Raw genomic sequence first — 17,615 nt, forward strand, 5'->3', positions numbered from 1 at the left:
GTTTAAATTGAGAGGAAGTTCACATATGAAAAAAACCGATCTTCGTGTACAGCGTACCAACAAACTAATTGTGGATGCTTTTATTCATTTGGTTGAAAAAAAGGGATATGAACAAGTAACTGTCCAAGACATCGCAGATGAAGCGATGATCAATCGTGCGACATTTTACGCCCATTACAAAGACAAACAAGACTTATATGAGCGAATCTTTGACTTGGCTTTAGACTCCTTCTCGGAGATTCTATCTTCAGAAGATATCGTCCAAGGAAACCGCATCAGACTAAAAAACGTCGAAACTACGATGACCGCTATTTTCCAGCATATCCACGACAATCGGCAATTTTATTTAACGATCATGGATGGTTCAGCGATCGAAGTCATTCGCCAGAAATTAGGGATTCTGCTTCCTATGCGCTACGCGGAGATTTTCTCATCGTTGCGAATCACAGAAAGCGATATCGATGTTCCCCTTGACTTTGTGATTGAATATATCACATCGATCTTTGTCGGCACCTTGCATTGGTGGCTGACGGCAGAAACCACGATGCCGCCTAATCAATTAGCGAAACTAGTGATCAAGTTGGTGGCGAATGGCCATTTGACTGTTTTAGGGATTGAGATCGAAGACTAAAAAAACTGCCATCGGCAGTTTTTTTTAGTCTGTTAGCAAAATCAATGATTCTTCGCCCGCCATTTAATCGTGTCTTGCGTCTGGCGTTGTTTCTTGACTTTAAGTCCTTTAGGTGCCACGTTGATGACATAATCATTCTTTTTCATGACATCATACACGTGCTCAGCAGCTTCTGTGACTTTATCTTTGATGCTCAATTTGAATTTCATTTTTTTCATCTCCTGTATGCTTTTCTTTTAGCCTATCGCAAATGAAACAAATCTTCAACTTATAGCCCTTGATCACCATAAATCTGATTGAAATAAATAACGAAAAAAAAAGCAGCGACATCGATCGCTGCTTTTCGGTAAATAATGATTGACTGGGGTAGCTGGATTCGAACCAACGCATGACGGAGTCAAAGTCCGTTGCCTTACCGCTTGGCTATACCCCAATAAATGGTGGAGGAGAGTGGATTCGAACCACTGAACCCTAAGGAACGGATTTACAGTCCGTCGCGTTTAGCCACTTCGCTACTCCTCCAAAAGCTTTCTCAAAAACCTGACAATAGTTATAATACCGAAAAAGATAACAAATTGCAAGAGCAAAATGCAACTTTTTCTAGAAATTAATCATGTAAATTCCATTGGCGGATAACTGTTTCGATCGCTGTTTCTAAACTGCGGCTAGCACCTAAATCTTCGTCACCCAAAAAGCTTTGAAATTCTTTTGGTCCGATGGTCATGATCTCGCCGATCATTTTCTTGCCAATGAATAATTGGTTGACGGTATAGTCTTTGCCATGAATTGTTTTGTTGGTTTCTTCGATCCGAACTTCGATATCTTTATTTTTTTTAGACATGTCTGACACCTCTCTTCTCAAGCACTTCATTATTCTACCAGAAAATCACTAAAAGCAAAAGCAAATCTCTTTTGAAAACGAAAAAATATGCCAAGCCCTCGCCTGGCATATTTTTCATGGAACTAGGCTTGATTGGTTAATACCGCACTAGTGACTGTATAGCCTGCCTCATGCAGCACGCGTTTGATCTCGTCCACTTGTCGTGACTCTACTTGGATCTCCACGATCGTCTTGAGTGCCATCCGATTCACAACGACAGTTAAGATACTTAACTGGTGTTCAGCCAGCAGCTTCGTGACTTCCGCCAAGACGCCAACGTGGTCATCGGTGATCTCGATCGATACCCTTGTGCCACCATCATGATAGCCGGTGATTTTTAGAAAGGCGTCAAAGATATCATTATTGGTGATGATCCCTACTAAGCGCGTATCTTCTAACACTGGCAAGACGCCCACATTTTCTCCCCGCATCAAAGAAATGGCATCTTCTAATAAGGCATCTGGTACCACGGTGGTTACTTTTTTCAACATAATATCTGCGACTGTTGTTTTATTCAACAGATAATTCATTTCATAGACACTCAGACTGGTTGCTTTGGACGGCATCGCCTCAGCGATCGTTCCTTCCGTGATCAATCCTACCAATCCCCCATTGTCAACAACTGGCAGACGGTGGATATCATGTTGCTTCATCAAATCAATTGCATCGAAAATCGGTGTCTGCGACTGAACTGTCACGACTGATTTTGTCATAAAATCACTTACACTCATCTCTTTACCCCCCTAGATATGCTTTACGGACTTCATCACTGGCCAATAATTCTTGCCCGGTACCTTCCAGTACGATTTTACCTGTTTCAAGTACATAGCCGCGATCAGCAATAGAAAGTGCCATCTTAGCATTTTGTTCGATCAATAGAACCGTGGTGCCTTGCTCCTTGATTTCTTGAATGATCGAAAAAATCTCTTTGATAAAAATCGGCGCTAACCCCATGGATGGCTCGTCTAGCAGCAGTAACCGAGGCTTGGACATCAATGCACGTCCCATGGCCAACATTTGCTGTTCTCCACCAGATAGTGTGGCAGCATCTTGAGATAACCGTTCCTTCAGTACGGGAAATTTTTGGTAGACTTGCTCATAATCGGCTTTCACACCACTGTCTTTTCGCAAGAAGGCCCCCATCTCTAGGTTCTCCTGAACAGTTAACCCTGGGAAGACATGGCGTCCTTCTGGTACTTGTGATAAACCTGAAGCCACGATTTTTTGCGGCGCTTCTTTTTCTATCGGCTTCCCTTCAAATGTCACACTGCCTTTAGAAGGGCGGATCAAACCTGAGATCGTTCTTAAGATCGTGGTTTTCCCTGCACCGTTGGCACCAATCAGAGAAACGATTTCTCCTTGTTCTACATGGAAGGATACATCGTGTACAGCCTGGATCATGCCATAATGCACATTTAAGTTTTGAATCGTCAGCATCAAATCTCTCCTCCCAAATAAGCTTCGATCACGCGGGGATCGTTTTTGATTTCGTCAGGTTGACCATGAGCGATGACTTGACCATATTCCAGTACATAAATTCGTTCACATACTTCCATGACCAAACTCATATCATGCTCGATCAACAGAATCGTTAACTGAAAATCTTTTTGAATTTGATAAATCAATTTTGTTAAGTCCGCTGTTTCCTGTGGATTCATACCCGCTGCCGGTTCATCCAAGAACAATATTTTGGGTTCCGTCGCTAACGCGCGAACGATCTCCAAACGACGTTGTTCTCCATAAGGTAAATTTTTAGCCAAAGTCTGACTCTTGCTGTCTAAGCCAAAAATCCGTAAAAGGTCTAAAACTTTTTCCCGCATCTTCTCTTCATTTTTATAGAACCGAGGCAAGCGTAATATACTTGTCAATAAGCCTTCGTTGTGTTTGCTGTTCATAGCGATCAGGACATTGTCCATCACTGTCAAATCCTTGAATAAACGAATGTTCTGGAATGTTCTTGATAAACCTAAATCAGCGATTTTGTAAGGTTTTTTGCCGTTTAAGCGCATAGGCGTACCTTGCTCTTCCAGCAGAACATCTCCTTCACTTGGTTCGTAAACACCTGTCAACAAATTGAACAACGTCGTTTTTCCTGCCCCATTAGGTCCAATCAATCCAACAAGTTCATTGTGATCAAGATGCAAATCAACATGAGAAACAGCTGCTAGGCCGCCAAAATTTTTGGTCAAACTTTTAACTTCTAATAGAGGCATCTTTGTCATCCCCCTTTTTCGAGAATTTGTCTATCAAGCGTTTTACTGAGAACTCCCATGTGCCCAATAAACCACTTGGTTTAAAAATCATAATGATGATCAGCGCCAAAGCATAGATGATCATCCGCAAGTCAGAAAATCCTTGTAAGTACATGTTTAGGATCCCTAACACAACAGCTGAGACTACTGCGCCTGTCGTGCTGCCAAGACCACCAAAAACGACGATGATCAACACATCGATCGATTTCATAAACCCATAATCTTTTGGAAAGACGGATTGCTGATAGCTGGCATATAGCGTACCAGCGATGCTTGCTAAGACTGCGCCCATCACAAAAGCAATGACTTTATACTTGGTCGTATTGACCCCCATCGATTCAGCGGCGATTTCATCTTCTCGCACAGCTAGCGTTGCCCGTCCGGGTCCGCTATGGATAAAGTTTGATACCACCAAAATCGATAAGAACGCAAAGATGAACACGATTTGCCAATTGCTAAATTGAGGCAGTCCGAAAATCCCTGCTGGTCCGTTGGTCAAACCTCTGAGATTGATCAGCAAAATACGAATGATTTCTGCAACACCTAACGTGGCAATGGCTAGATAGTCACCTTTTAAGCGCAATGTTGGGATCCCAACGACTAACGCAACGAAACCTGATACCAGCATACCTACCAACAAACCGCTCAAGAACCCGCCAAAGGTAGGATTATTGGCAGATAGGATTGCACCAGCATACGCACCGATTGCCATAAATCCGGCATGTCCTAATGAAAACTGGCCAGAAAAACCAATAATCAGATTCAGTCCAACGGCCAAAATGATATTGATACCGATATTGACGATAATCGCATCTGAGAACAAATTGATCATCCCGCCGTTATATGCTGCAAATAAACCAAAGTAAACGATAGCTGCCAGAGCGAGCCAAATCAAATTGTAACGGATATTTTTTTTCATTCTGACCACCTACACTTTCTCTTTGATATTTTTGCCCAAAATCCCTGCCGGGCGAACAAGTAATATAATTATTAAAATTGCATACACCAAAGCATCCTTATAATCTGAGAAGCCTAATGCTGTTGCTGTGGTTTCGATCAGTCCGATAACGAAACCGCCTAGTGCTGCACCAGGAATAATCCCAATCCCCCCTAATACTGCCGCCACAAACGATTTAAGGCCTGGAACGACACCCATTGAAGGATCGATCGAATTGTAGTATAAACCAATCAGCATACCGCCAGCAGCTGCTAACGCAGAGCCTAACGCGAAAGTAAATGAAATCGTCCGATTGACATTGATCCCCATCAGCCGTGCAGCGTCGGCATCAACACTCACCGCACGCATCGCTTTCCCCATACGGGTCTTTTTGACAATCAATTGCAGTAGAATCATCAATGTCAGCGAAATGGCCAAAATCAATAATTGAATATTGCTGACCTCGATAAACCCGATTGAATACGTTTTACGGGCAATGGCTTGTGGAAAAGGCCGAACATCCGCTGAAAAGAAAAAGATCATGATATTTTGCAAAAAGTAAGACACACCAATGGCGGTGATCAATGCAGAGATGCGTGTTGAATTGCGCAATGGTCGATACGCCAAAAACTCAATCGTCACTCCTAGTGCTGCACTAGCGATCATTGAAATGAACAAAGCTGGGAAAAAGCCCAACTGCCATTGATTGATCAAGAAATAACCGATAAAACTACCAATCATATATACTTCGCCATGGGCAAAGTTGATTAATTTAATGATACCATAGACCATTGTATACCCTAGAGCCAAAAGAGCGTAAATACTCCCTAGGAATAGGCCGTTGATCAACTGCTGGATCATCATTTCCATATGCTCACATCCAATATTGTTTAATATGTACTACTATTATAATTGAAAGAAAAGAAACTGAGACAACCGTTGCTGGCTTGCCTCAGTTTTGTTTGTGTTTTTCGTATTCTGTTTAAGGATTCACTGTATCAGCTGACGTTTCCTTGCCTTCGGTCAAACCTAAAACAACTGCGGATTTTTCAGGGTTGTGATTGGCATCCATCGTGATATCCCCTGTCACACCTTGGAAATCTTTCAATTCAGATAAGCCTGTCGCAATGGCCGTAGAATCTGCAGAATCTTGATCTTCGATTGCTTGTTTGATCATATAGACTGCATCATAAGCCAATGCATTAAATGCTGAAGGTTCTTTGCCAAATTTTTCTTTGAAAGCAGCGACAAATGGTTCTACTTTATCGTTTGCAGGTGCATTGGTAGAAAAGTGCCCCGTGTAATACACATCAGATACATTTTCAGCACCAGCGGTCTGCACCATTTTTTCATCACCAAACCCATCGGCACCGATGATTGGTTGGTCAATACCTAACTCACGTGCTTGTTTGATGATCAAGCCGGCTTCGGTATAGTACCCCGGAATGAACAAGACATCAAAATCGGCATTTTTGATTTTTGTTAGGACTGCTTGGAAGTCTTTATCCCCTTCGGTAAAGTTTTCTTCCATCACAATATCGCCAGTATAACTAGATTTGAACGCTTCTGTTAAACCAATTGCATAGTCGCTGGAATTATCTCCTAGAATGATGGCTTTAGATGCATCTAGATTGTCTTCCGCATATTTTGCAAGGATCGTTCCTTGGAAACTATCTTGGAAACATGAGCGAAACGCAAAGTCTTGGACTTTGTCACTGCTCACAGTGATCGCATCATCTGTTCCAGATGGTGTCACCAATGGTACTTGTGCTTTGGTGACATTTGGTAAAGCTGCTTTCGTTGCACCTGATGTGGCTGGTCCAATCATCGCGACAACTTTATCGTTGGTCGTCAAGTTGGCAGCAACCGTGGCAGCCTCGTTGTTGTCAGATTTGTTATCTTTAGAAATAATTTCAATTTCTTTGCCTAAAACACCACCAGCAGCATTGATTTCTTCCACCGCTAAATCGATTCCGTCTTTTTCAGCAGAACCATACGCCGCTACGGCACCTGATAATTCTAAGTTGACCCCAATTTTGATTGTATCGCCTTCTTGTTTATTCCCGCCGTCTGCTGAACCGTCACTTGATGAACCACCAGTTGGTCCTGCGCTGCAGGCTGTTAATAGAAACAAACTCGCAAATAAAAATGCAAACTTCTTTTTCATTTATGACCCTCTCCTTTACATCCCCTAGATATGTTATCAAATATACGCAATAATGGAGTAAATGTCAACGAATTATCAGAATATTTCATCTATTCAATTTAGTTTTTTTTACCGTTAAAAAATCTGAATCTAAACAAACGTTGTTCCGGTAACTTTGGTAGCGTTTTTTATAAAAAAAGAAACAAAAGCTTTCAAACTTTTGTTTCTTTTGCTGCTGTGTGTCTTGGTGATAAGACATGGATCTGGCTGGTGCTTCACATGTCAACTTTGCGCCTTAAAGTTCGCTGCTGCCCCAACCAAATTGGCATCATTGCGATAATCACACAGCTTGATCAGCGGGGTGAAATCATTTAATCCTTGTGCAGCTAACATGACAGATAAACGCTGTTCAATTTCTGCCAGTAAGCCTGGTTTGGCACTCACACCCCCGCCGATAATGATCACTTCTGGATCAAAGGCAAACTGGATGCTGAATAGTCCTTGTGCCAAATAACGATAAAAATTTTCAACTTCTTCAGCGGCGATTGGATCCCCTGATTCACTTCTTGCGAACACGTCTTCCCCAGAAATCGTGTCACGGTCGATCCCCATCCGGTCACAATAGCGCCATGCCATTTGCACAGCGGTACCTAATTGCGAGAAGGTCTTCCCTTGATCTAAGATCATCAAGCCAAATTCGCCCCCATAGAGATGAGCCCCGCGAATCAACTGACCGTGATGGATCAACGTGCCGCCAACGCCTGTCCCGATCACCACAAAAGCAGCTTGTTCAAATCCTTTGCCGGCACCTTGATAGAATTCAGCTAACCCAGCACAATTGGCGTCATTTTCAATCGTAACTGGCAAGTCGAATAACGTTTCTAATTCGCTAATGATATCAAATCCATGAATATACGGAATCGCACTGATGCCATTGATTTGGCGTTCTGCAGCATTGACAGCCCCTGGCGCGCTAATGCCAACACCTTCGAGTTCAGCAGTGACTTCCTCTCGGACCCCTTTTAATTGCGCCTTCATGTCATCCCATGTTTTCGGCGTGGTAAATTTTCCTTTATCCGTCAATTCGTTTCCTGTCCATACGCCATATTTCACGGCAGAACCACCCATATCAAATACTAAAATCGCCATACATTTCCCTCATTTATCTTTAGTTTATCCCTTTCATTTTACCGCAATCGCCGGTTTGAAGAAAGCGATTTCCTTAAAAAGCACAAAAAAAGCAGCTGAATCCGTCAGCTGCATATGAGGTGCTTAACTAAGATGATTTGATCAAATAGCTGCCGGCCTTCTTCGTAGATGGGCTCGGCATAATGATCGATAAAATAATTTTTCTGGCAACTAAAAATCGTAAAACCTTGCTTCTGATACAGAAAACGAGCAGGGGAATGATCCCCAGTTTTGATCACTAACCTGATCGGTGTTTCTGATGCAGCAGTCGCTAAAAGCGTATCTTCCACCGCTTGCAATAAACGTCGGCCAATACCGCGATTTTGGTGATCAGGTGCTACTGCAATATTCATGATCTCCCATGTATCAAGCTGTTGTCGAAACACCACGATGCCTATCACAGTGTTCTTTTCCTCATATATCAGCACTTGGCTTTGGTCAAGATACCCCTCAACCATTGCTTTATCTGGATCTGCATCAAGCAGCAATGACCAAGGATAGACTTCATCTGCATGCATGCTTCGAATCAATGGATGCACTCCTTTCACTTTTTGACAAAGGACTCATTACGGCATTTATCCACGTTTAAACGTATGATAGACTGGCTTTTCTGTATCCAAAGTATTCCGCTTCAACGAAAAGGTCCGCGGCACATAATCAATGCCGCCTTTGACAAATGGATGGCAACGTAAAATTCGGGACACACCCATGGCTGTTCCTTTGACGGCCCCATGTACTTGGATCGCTTGGATCATGTAACTCGAACAAGTGGGGTAATAGCGGCAGCTCGGGGGGAATAATGGCGAGATAAAACGTTGATACATTCGAACCAATCCAATCAATAATTGACGCATTATCCCTACCTCCCTTTCTATTAGGTATACACGATTGAGTTGAAAAAAGGACAAAGCATGTGCTTCGTCCTCATTAATCGTTTATTTCATGAAATCGAAGATATGATTCCAAAGACTTGGAGAGAATACTTTAAAAGGGCTGCCGTCGCCAATAATGCCATAGCCGATCATCGTCCCTGCTATAAACAACAAAATAGCACCTAGAATAACCAACAATATTTTCATTAAGCTAGTTAAAATATAGCGATTTAAGTTCACCTTTATCTCTCCTATTCATCTAGGCAATGACTGTTGCTGTTTCTTCAACTGCTTCTGAAACGCGTTCAACATTTGCACCAAGTTGTTGCAGTTTTTCATGGAATTTGTAATAGCCACGATCCAAATATTTTAAGTTGCGTACCCGTGTACGGCCAGTAGAGCGTAAGCCCAACAAAATCAAGGCTGCAGCGGCCCGTAAGTCAGTCGCATAGACGAGTGCGCCTTGTAGTTCATGGCCGCCTTCGATCACTGCCACATTGCCATCGATCTTCACATGGGCATTCATGCGGCGCATTTCTTCCAAATGTTGGAAACGATTTTCAAAGACCGTTTCGTTGACCACACTTGTGCCTGCTGCTAATAACTGAATCGCAGACATTTGTGCTTGCATATCTGTCGGAAAGCCAGGATGAGGCATTGTTTTGACATCTGTTGCTTTTAATTGAGCAGGGCCAACGACACGAACGCCCTCTGCCACTTCAGTGATCACTGCGCCCATTTCAGTCAATTTGGAAATCAATGGACGGTTGTGTTCAGAAATAGCATCTTTGATGATGACATCGCCCTCAGTCATCGCTGCTGCTACCATAAAGGTTCCAGCTTCGATACGGTCTTGGACGATTGAATGGCTCACTGCATGCAGATGATCCACGCCTTCAATACGCATGGTTTCTGTACCAGCACCAAAGACTTTGGCACCCATTTTATTTAAGATATTCGCTAAGTCAACGATTTCTGGTTCACGTGCAACGTTTTCGATCGTTGTTGTGCCTTTGGCTTTGACCGCAGCCATCATAATATTTTGGGTCGCACCAACACTTGGGAAGTCCAAGTAAATGCTGTTCCCTTTTAATTCGCTTGCGATTGCTTCTATGTAACCATCTTTTTGAATGATCTCAGCGCCTAATGCTTGAAATCCTTTCAAGTGTAAATCAATTGGTCGCTTGCCAATGGCACATCCACCAGGCATCGCCACTTTCGCATGACCATTGCGGGCCAATAATGGACCCATGACAACGATCGATGCCCGCATTTGACTCACATATTCATATGGTGCTTCAATAGCCAAATCTTTTGATGCATCTATGGTCATTTCATTTTTGTCTTTATCAAAATCGATTGCGACATTTAAATGCCGAATCACTTCTCTCATAGTTAAAACATCCGATAAAATCGGTACATTCGTCAATGTCGTTGTGCCTTCTTCTGCCAACAGGCTTGCCGCTAAGATAGGTAAAACAGCATTCTTTGCCCCTTCGATCTTCACTGTACCAGTTAGTCGATTACCACCTTGAACGATCATTTCTTCCATTATGTTCCCTCCAAATAATGCGTCGAAACCTACACAAAACCTTGCCAATTATAGCACGAATTCTTGTATATTTGCATATATTATTGAAAATCTTAAAATCCTATTAAAAATAAATTGCGACAAAGCGCGATAAGCTCAAGAAAAAAGGTACTTGCCGTATATCCTAATACGATTGCCAAAAGCACCATGACCATTCTAATTTGTGTTGTTTGCAATGCTTTGAAAAAAGCTTCGATCCTAATGGACTGCAATGCCCAAAAGGCCAGATAGATAAAAGCCAGGTGACTGATGATTCGGATAACCGCATCGATCCCATATACTTGCATAACATTTCTCCCTTTTTTATGAACGTTACTATCATAACACAAACCTGTAAATATAAAAAATAATCTTTCCTTAAAAAGGGCAGAAAAGTCTTTAAAAAGTTTTTAAAACGTTTTCTATTCTATAAAAAAAGCAAAGGCCGCAGCCTTTGCTTTTTTAAGAGTGTTTTGACACGTTGATACGGTTGATTGCCCGGTGCAACGCAACAGTTGCCCGACGCAATTGATCGACATCTTCGACTTGTTTGGCTTCTTCGATTTGTCGTTCCGCACGCTGTTTGGCCCGTTCTGCTCGAGATACATCAATATCCCGATCACGTTCCGCACTATCCGCTACGATCGATACGACATTGTCACGAACCTCTAAAATCCCACCGTTGACTGCTACCCAGTCAACGTGGGTATCGGAGTCGACACGTTTGACACGAATCTCATCGATTGCCAAAGGCACGATGATTGGTGCATGTCGCGGCAAAATCCCAATTTCGCCATCGGTCGTGCGGGCAACCACGATTTTTGCATGGTGATCGTAAACCAAACCAGCAGGTGTCACCACATTCACTGTTAGAAAATGATCCATGAGGTTCCCCTCTTTCTTATTGGCTGATTAGTTAATAACCGATTTTCTTCGCTTTTTCGATCACATCTTCGATTCGACCAACACTACGGAAGGCTTCTTCGGGAAGATCATCATATTTTCCTTCCAAAATCTCAGCAAACCCTTTGATGGTTTCTTCAACTGGCACATAAGAGCCTGGTTGTCCGGTAAATTGTTCGGCAACATGGAAGTTTTGTGATAAGAAAAATTGGATCCGGCGCGCACGGGCAACCAGTGTTTTTTCGTCATCAGACAATTCATCCATCCCTAAAATAGCGATGATATCTTGTAATTCACGATAGCGTTGTAATGCATGTTGGACCTCAGTAGCGACTTCATAGTGTTTTTCACCGACAATTTCAGGCGCTAATGCACTTGAAGAGGATGCTAATGGGTCAACGGCAGGATAGATCCCTTGCTCGGTCAACTTACGTTCCAAATTGGTTGTGGCATCCAAATGGGCAAATGCTGTAGCAGGCGCTGGATCGGTATAGTCATCCGCTGGAACATAGATCGCTTGGATCGATGTGACAGATCCTTTTTTGGTTGAAGTGATCCGTTCTTGTAATTGTCCCATTTCTGTTGCTAAAGTTGGTTGGTACCCAACGGCTGAAGGCATCCGGCCTAATAAGGCTGATACTTCAGAACCAGCTTGGGTAAACCGGAAAATGTTATCGATAAAGAGCAATACGTCTTGTCCTTCAACATCACGGAAGTATTCCGCCAATGTCAAGCCAGTTAGTGCCACACGCATCCGGGCACCAGGTGGCTCATTCATTTGTCCAAAGACCATCGCTGTTTTTTCTATAACGCCTGATTCTTTCATTTCATTATATAGGTCATTCCCTTCACGGGTCCGTTCACCTACACCAGTAAAGACGGAGATTCCCCCATGTTCTTGGGCGATATTATGGATCAACTCTTGGATCAATACTGTTTTACCTACACCGGCACCACCGAAAAGTCCAACTTTACCACCTTTTAAATAAGGAGCAAGCAAATCGATGACTTTGATCCCAGTTTCTAAAATTTCAGTACTGGTAGATAGTTCATCAAAATTAGGGGCTTTTTTGTGGATACCGCTACGAGGCGCATCATCAGGAAATGGTGCTTCCAAGTCAATGGTATCACCTAAGACGTTGAAGACCCGTCCTAATGTTTCTGTACCAACTGGAACAGAAATAGAGGCACCCGTGTCGATTACTTCCATTCCTCGTTGTAATCCATCTGTTGATTCCATGGCGATCGTGCGGATCACACCATCTCCAAGTTCCAACGCTGCTTCCAAAACGACTTTTGTTTTGTGGGCGTCTTTTTTATACACAATCAACGCATTGTTGATATCTGGTAAGGATTGGTCTAGAGAAAATTCCACGTCGACGACGGGACCAATGACTTGAACAATCTTGCCTGAACTCATTCGTATTCCTCCATTCGTTCTCGAAACTATTCTAATGCGGATGCCCCCGCGACAATTTCGGTGATTTCTTGGGTAATAGCACCTTGACGTGCTCGGTTATAAGAGATCGTCAAGTCCCCAATAATATTTTTGGCATTATCTGTTGCTGTTTTCATCGCTGTCATCCCGGCAGCATGTTCAGCAGTTTTTGCATCAACAATGGCACCATAAATCAAACTTTCCGCATACTGCGGCAACAATTGATTCAAAATGGCCTCTCTTGAAGGTTCGAACAAATATTCTTGTTCATAACTTTCTGCTTCTTCAGGATCTAAGTCAGAAATTGGCAGCATCTTTTCAATCCGAAACTGGCTAGTCAAAGAATTGATGTGATGGTTATAACACACGTATAATTCATCAAAAACTTCATTTTGATACATCGTCGTCGCTAAAGTTACGATTTTTCTTACTTCATCGAAGCTTGGCTGATCAGATAAGTTTCTCAATTCATAGGCTAATTTGACGCCTCTGGTTTTGAAGAAATCAGCACCTGTAGCACCAATGGCGATCATCACATATTCTTCATTTTTTTCATGATCTTCTTCTAACATCGACATCATTTGTTTTAAGATCGAACTATTATAGCCGCCGACCAGTCCGCCATCTGAAGTGATCACGATATAACCGGTTCGCTTCACAGGGCGGCTGACAAGCATGCTGTTATAATTGACGCCATCTTTTGGACCAGAACCTGCTAAGTCAGAAAGCTGCTGCGCAGTTAAGTGGGTCACGATTTCTCTCACTTTATTCGCATAAACTTGAAATTGTTTCGAGTGGGCTTCAGATTTCGTCAGTTTTGCTGCAGATACCATTTGCATGGCATTTGTGATTTGACTGGTTTTTTTTGTTGAGGCAATTCGTTGCTTGATTTCATTTAATGAAGCAGCCATCTATTCTCACCTCTTTTATGCGTTTTCCATGGTCGACAATTTGTCTTGCGCTGATACATGACTCGTGTTGCTTGCCATAAAGATATCTTTTGCTGCTTTGATCGTATCATCCAACAAACTTTCTTCTGGCAGATCCTTCGTTGTACGGATCGTTTCAAAAATCGTTGCCGCATTGGCTTCGATATATTCAAACAAATCTGATTCAAAATCTAGCACTTTGTTGACTGGGATACTGTCAATGAATCCATGCGTCAACGCATATAAGATCACAACTTGTTTTTCAACTGCTAAAGGTTCATGCAGTTTTTGTTTTAAAATCTCCACTGTACGACGGCCACGATTCAACTTGGCTTGCGTTGCAGCATCTAGATCAGAACCGAACTGAGTGAAGGCTTCTAATTCACGATAGCTCGCTAAATCCAAACGTAAAGTACCGGCTACTTTTTTCATCGCTTTGATTTGTGCAGAACCACCTACCCGTGAAACGGATAATCCAGCAGCAACGGCTGGGCGGACACCTGAATAGAACAAATCATTTTCCAAGAAAATTTGACCATCTGTGATAGAAATCACGTTTGTTGGAATGTAAGCAGAGATATCTCCGGCTTGGGTTTCAACGAATGGTAGAGCTGTCATTGAACCGCCGCCTAACTCATCAGACAATTTGGCTGCTCTTTCCAATAAACGAGAATGCAAGTAGAAGACATCCCCTGGATATGCTTCACGACCTGGCGGACGACGCAATAGTAAAGAAAGTTCACGATAGGCAACAGCTTGTTTTGATAAATCATCAAAGACGATCAAGACATGTTTGCCGTTATACATGAATTCTTCACCCATCGCTGCTCCTGCATATGGTGCAATATAAAGCAATGGTGCAGGCTGAGACGCACCAGCAGATACAACGATCGTGTAATCCAACGCGCCGTATCTGCGCAATGTTTCAACTTGTGCACGAACTGTTGAATCTTTTTGGCCAATCGCAACATAAATACAGATCATGTTTTGGCCTTTTTGGTTAATGATCGTATCGATCGCGATCGTTGTTTTACCTGTTTTACGGTCACCAATCACTAATTCACGTTGGCCACGGCCGATTGGCACTAACGCATCAATGGCTTTCAATCCGGTTTGCATTGGTTCTGCAACTGATTTACGTTGCATGACACCAGGTGCAGCGGCTTCTACCGGACGGGATTTATCTGTCACGATCTCACCAAGACCATCGATTGGCTGTCCTAAAGGATTCACTACCCGACCAATCAAAGCATCCCCAACAGGGACTTCCATGATTTTACCTGTGCGTTTCACTTTATCGCCTTCACGAATGGACTCAAAATCGCCTAAGATGATGATACCGACATCATTAGACTCTAAGTTTTGAGCCATTCCATAAGAACCGTTTGAAAACTCAAGCAATTCTCCACTCATGGCATTTTCCAAACCGTGGGCACGTGCGATACCATCCCCAACATAAGTGACGGTACCAATTTCTTCTACAGAAAGTTCATTTTGATAATTTTTGATTTGTTCTTTGATCAAGGCACTAATTTCTTCTGCTTTGATTGCCATCCGATTCACCTCTTATCTCTTGTTTATCTGCCCATTTGCTGACGCAGATAATCCAGTTGGCTTTTTATACTACCATCGATTACTTGATGATTTGCTTCAACAATGACGCCGCCCAAAATATCAGGCTCGACCACTGTTTCTAAGTGGGCTTTTTTGTAGCCAAGTTTTTGTGCGATCTGTGCTTCAATTGCTGCCTTTTGTGCTTCTGAAAGCGCCACGGCTGTTGTAACAGTTCCTAGGACTAATCCTTGGTATTCGTCATAACGTCGCTCATACTCATCGATGATCATAAGTAAATCATCCATACGATTGTATTCATAGACGATTTCTAAGAAATTTTTGACTAGACCGTCAAATCCATTCAGCAATTGATCAAACAATTTCCTTTTTTCATGGATATCGAGATGATTGTCTGTCATGATTTGACCAAACTCAGGCAATTCTTGATAGACTTGACGCAATGTCATCAATTCTTGATAAACCTCTGTCAAGCATTGTTCGTCTATCGCCAGTTCAAACAATGCTTTTCCATAGCGTTTACCGACTGTAAATTTATCGAGTTTCATTGACTGAACCCAATCCTTCGATATATTGATTGATGAGGGATTCATGATTTTCGGGAGTCAATTCGCGGCCTAAGATTTTTCCTGCGATTTGAAGTGATAATTCTGCAACATCATCTTTCACTTCTTTTAATGCAGTTTCTTTTTCCAGGGTGATATCTGAATTGGCTTTTTCTTTTAAGCGTGTTACTTCTTCTTTGGTTTCGCTCAAAATATTTTGCCGACTTAATTCACCACTATCTTTGGCGCTCTTGATGATCTCCGCAGCTTCTGAATGAGAACTTGCCAGTTTATCTTGGCGTTCTTTTTCCAATTTGGCTGCATTCAAACGTGATTGTTCCGCTGAATCCAAATCATTGGCGATTTTATCTTCCCGTTTTTGCATCATGCTGCTGATCGCATCCCATGCAAAGTGTTTCAATAAGAATAGCAAAAGAAGAATTGACCCGCTGACAACGATAATATTGCCGAGCGTCGCATTTTGTACTTCCGCTATAACCAACTGATTTAGCATAACGATTCTTCCTTTCTGAAAGTCCTTGGTTCATGAGAAAAAAGCAAAAACGAGGACAATTGTTCGTTTCTGCCTTTTCACTTTCGTCTTACTGGAAGACTAAAAGCAATGCGATAACTACACCTAGAATTGGCACCGCTTCGACTAACGCTACCCCAATAAACATGGTTGAACGGAATTGTCCAGACATTTCAGGTTGACGTGCCATTGATTCAATCGTTTTTGCAATAACTTGTCCATTACCATAACCTGCACCAATTGCTGCTCCGATAATTGCTAATCCTGCTCCGATAAAGTTCATTCTATTTTCCTCCTAATGTGTGTACTGATTAATGTTCCGCCACGATTTTGTGGCTCATAAATACCATGGTCAATGTAACAAATACATAGGCTTGGATCGCACCAATAAATAACGAGAAGCCAATCCAAATCATTTCAAGGGGCATAACGATCGGCAATGACCACCAACCCAAGCTGATAAACATCTTGGCAATCAACCCCAATAAGACTTCACCGGCATAAATATTCCCGTATAAACGAAGGCCTAAAGTGATCACATTGGTAAATTCTTCAATGATTTTCAGCGGCAGTAAAAAGCCAACTGGTTTTAAGTAAGAATTGATCAAATAATTTTTGAACCCTAGTGATTTGATTCCAAAGAAATGTGTCAAGGCAATAACAATAAGTGCGAGTGTCAACGTAACGAAGGGATCTGCTGTCGGGCTTTTCCAAAGCGCGATATCATCACTGGTAACGATTTTTGTTACCAAACCAATCTCATTCGCAACGAACACAAAAAGAAACATTGTTACACCCAGCAAATGAAAGTTGTTCACTTGAGATCCTGGTATGTTATCCGCAACGATATTACGGACAAAATCAATGACCCATTCAATGAAGTTCTGCTTCCCTTTCGGTTTCATTTGCAAGTTTCGTGTACAAATAAAGACCACCAAAAAAACAATTATACAAGAAATGATTGTCATCATTGCTACTGTTCCATCAAACCATATTGGACCGATATGAAACATGAGCGATTTTTCATCCAATCTTTCTCACCTCTTTTCCTGTCATCTCCAGAAAATATCTGGTGTTACAATGCGTTTCCTCTCATAACAATCGGTATCATACCACCACGACTGGAAAATTTCAAAGTATTTTCAAGAAAATTAGACAAAAAAGTCAATTTGCTAAAAATACGTAAAACACCGAAATCGTCTGTGTCATCAACCGCTTTG

23 protein-coding genes and 2 tRNA genes are annotated in these 17,615 nt (G+C 42.2%); 1 reads left to right on the forward strand and 24 read right to left on the reverse strand.

Annotated features, from left to right (window positions below):
- The first annotated feature begins 25 nt into the window (after positions 1–25).
- Positions 26–631: a TetR/AcrR family transcriptional regulator gene (locus tag AEQ18_RS05930; RefSeq protein WP_054115452.1), complete on the forward strand. Its 606-nt coding sequence runs from the start codon at positions 26–28 to the stop codon at positions 629–631.
- A gap of 41 nt (positions 632–672) precedes the next feature.
- Here AEQ18_RS05930 and AEQ18_RS15745 read toward each other — a convergent pair whose 3' ends face one another.
- The 24 genes from AEQ18_RS15745 to atpB all read right to left on the reverse strand — a co-directional run bounded on the left by AEQ18_RS15745 (position 673) and on the right by atpB (position 17,426).
- Positions 673–849, reverse strand: coding sequence for a hypothetical protein (locus AEQ18_RS15745; protein ID WP_235505498.1), 177 nt, complete (start codon positions 847–849; stop codon positions 673–675).
- 143 nt (positions 850–992) lie between these two features.
- A tRNA-Gln gene (locus AEQ18_RS05935) sits at positions 993–1,064 on the reverse strand.
- Positions 1,065–1,069: 5 nt separating this feature from the next.
- Positions 1,070–1,153 (reverse strand) — tRNA-Tyr (locus AEQ18_RS05940).
- 85 nt (positions 1,154–1,238) lie between these two features.
- On the reverse strand, positions 1,239–1,472 hold the full coding sequence (locus AEQ18_RS05945; protein ID WP_054115453.1) for a DUF2969 domain-containing protein: 234 nt from the start codon (positions 1,470–1,472) through the stop codon (positions 1,239–1,241).
- Positions 1,473–1,594: 122 nt separating this feature from the next.
- Entirely contained in the window at positions 1,595–2,242 is a 648-nt protein-coding gene (locus tag AEQ18_RS05950) for a CBS and ACT domain-containing protein (RefSeq protein WP_054115454.1), read from the reverse strand.
- A 4-nt stretch (positions 2,243–2,246) separates the two neighbouring features.
- Entirely contained in the window at positions 2,247–2,948 is a 702-nt protein-coding gene (locus AEQ18_RS05955; protein ID WP_054115455.1) for an ABC transporter ATP-binding protein, read from the reverse strand.
- Entirely contained in the window at positions 2,948–3,724 is a 777-nt protein-coding gene (locus tag AEQ18_RS05960; RefSeq protein WP_054115456.1) for an ABC transporter ATP-binding protein, read from the reverse strand. Before AEQ18_RS05960 ends, AEQ18_RS05955 begins: the two co-directional genes overlap by 1 nt.
- Positions 3,705–4,682 carry a branched-chain amino acid ABC transporter permease gene (locus AEQ18_RS05965; RefSeq protein WP_054115457.1) on the reverse strand — a complete coding sequence of 326 codons (978 nt, stop codon included), beginning with the start codon at positions 4,680–4,682 and terminating at the stop codon, positions 3,705–3,707. The genes AEQ18_RS05960 and AEQ18_RS05965 overlap by 20 nt, the downstream gene beginning before the upstream one ends.
- 9 nt (positions 4,683–4,691) lie before the next feature.
- Positions 4,692–5,570 (reverse strand): branched-chain amino acid ABC transporter permease, encoded by an 879-nt coding sequence (locus tag AEQ18_RS05970; protein ID WP_054115458.1) that lies wholly within the window; start codon positions 5,568–5,570, stop codon positions 4,692–4,694.
- Between the two features lie 112 nt (positions 5,571–5,682).
- On the reverse strand, positions 5,683–6,867 hold the full coding sequence (locus AEQ18_RS05975; RefSeq protein ID WP_054115459.1) for an ABC transporter substrate-binding protein: 1,185 nt from the start codon (positions 6,865–6,867) through the stop codon (positions 5,683–5,685).
- A 261-nt stretch (positions 6,868–7,128) separates the two neighbouring features.
- Positions 7,129–7,995, reverse strand: a complete 867-nt coding sequence (locus AEQ18_RS05980; protein ID WP_054115460.1) for an ROK family protein — start codon at positions 7,993–7,995, stop codon at positions 7,129–7,131.
- Between the two features lie 104 nt (positions 7,996–8,099).
- Entirely contained in the window at positions 8,100–8,564 is a 465-nt protein-coding gene (locus AEQ18_RS05985) for a GNAT family N-acetyltransferase (RefSeq protein WP_054115461.1), read from the reverse strand.
- Positions 8,565–8,609: 45 nt separating this feature from the next.
- A complete protein-coding gene (gene yidD, locus AEQ18_RS05990; protein ID WP_054115462.1) occupies positions 8,610–8,888 on the reverse strand; it encodes a membrane protein insertion efficiency factor YidD in 279 nt (92 codons plus the stop codon).
- A gap of 81 nt (positions 8,889–8,969) precedes the next feature.
- On the reverse strand, positions 8,970–9,146 hold the full coding sequence (locus AEQ18_RS15380) for a DNA-directed RNA polymerase subunit beta (RefSeq protein ID WP_082348612.1): 177 nt from the start codon (positions 9,144–9,146) through the stop codon (positions 8,970–8,972).
- A 19-nt stretch (positions 9,147–9,165) separates the two neighbouring features.
- Positions 9,166–10,458: a UDP-N-acetylglucosamine 1-carboxyvinyltransferase gene (gene murA / locus AEQ18_RS05995; RefSeq protein WP_054115463.1), complete on the reverse strand. Its 1,293-nt coding sequence runs from the start codon at positions 10,456–10,458 to the stop codon at positions 9,166–9,168.
- Positions 10,459–10,550: 92 nt separating this feature from the next.
- Positions 10,551–10,784, reverse strand: a complete 234-nt coding sequence (locus AEQ18_RS06000) for a DUF1146 family protein (protein ID WP_054115464.1) — start codon at positions 10,782–10,784, stop codon at positions 10,551–10,553.
- Between the two features lie 154 nt (positions 10,785–10,938).
- Positions 10,939–11,361, reverse strand: a complete 423-nt coding sequence (locus tag AEQ18_RS06005) for a F0F1 ATP synthase subunit epsilon (protein ID WP_054115465.1) — start codon at positions 11,359–11,361, stop codon at positions 10,939–10,941.
- 31 nt (positions 11,362–11,392) lie between these two features.
- Complete coding sequence (gene atpD / locus AEQ18_RS06010) at positions 11,393–12,799, reverse strand: F0F1 ATP synthase subunit beta (protein ID WP_054115466.1); 1,407 nt, start codon at positions 12,797–12,799, stop codon at positions 11,393–11,395.
- Positions 12,800–12,825: 26 nt separating this feature from the next.
- On the reverse strand, positions 12,826–13,728 hold the full coding sequence (locus AEQ18_RS06015) for a F0F1 ATP synthase subunit gamma (RefSeq protein ID WP_054115467.1): 903 nt from the start codon (positions 13,726–13,728) through the stop codon (positions 12,826–12,828).
- A 15-nt stretch (positions 13,729–13,743) separates the two neighbouring features.
- On the reverse strand, positions 13,744–15,300 hold the full coding sequence (atpA, locus tag AEQ18_RS06020; RefSeq protein WP_054115468.1) for a F0F1 ATP synthase subunit alpha: 1,557 nt from the start codon (positions 15,298–15,300) through the stop codon (positions 13,744–13,746).
- 23 nt (positions 15,301–15,323) lie between these two features.
- Entirely contained in the window at positions 15,324–15,866 is a 543-nt protein-coding gene (gene atpH / locus AEQ18_RS06025) for an ATP synthase F1 subunit delta (RefSeq protein ID WP_054115469.1), read from the reverse strand.
- Positions 15,853–16,377, reverse strand: coding sequence for a F0F1 ATP synthase subunit B (gene atpF / locus AEQ18_RS06030; RefSeq protein ID WP_054115470.1), 525 nt, complete (start codon positions 16,375–16,377; stop codon positions 15,853–15,855). The genes atpH and atpF overlap by 14 nt, the downstream gene beginning before the upstream one ends.
- A gap of 88 nt (positions 16,378–16,465) precedes the next feature.
- Positions 16,466–16,678, reverse strand: coding sequence for an ATP synthase F0 subunit C (gene atpE, locus AEQ18_RS06035; protein ID WP_054115471.1), 213 nt, complete (start codon positions 16,676–16,678; stop codon positions 16,466–16,468).
- A gap of 28 nt (positions 16,679–16,706) precedes the next feature.
- Positions 16,707–17,426 (reverse strand): F0F1 ATP synthase subunit A, encoded by a 720-nt coding sequence (gene atpB, locus AEQ18_RS06040; protein ID WP_054115472.1) that lies wholly within the window; start codon positions 17,424–17,426, stop codon positions 16,707–16,709.
- Positions 17,427–17,615: the final 189 nt, after the last annotated feature.

It is taken from the genome of Enterococcus sp. RIT-PI-f (genome assembly GCF_001297065.1).
Classification (GTDB): Bacteria; Bacillota; Bacilli; order Lactobacillales; family Enterococcaceae; genus Enterococcus_D.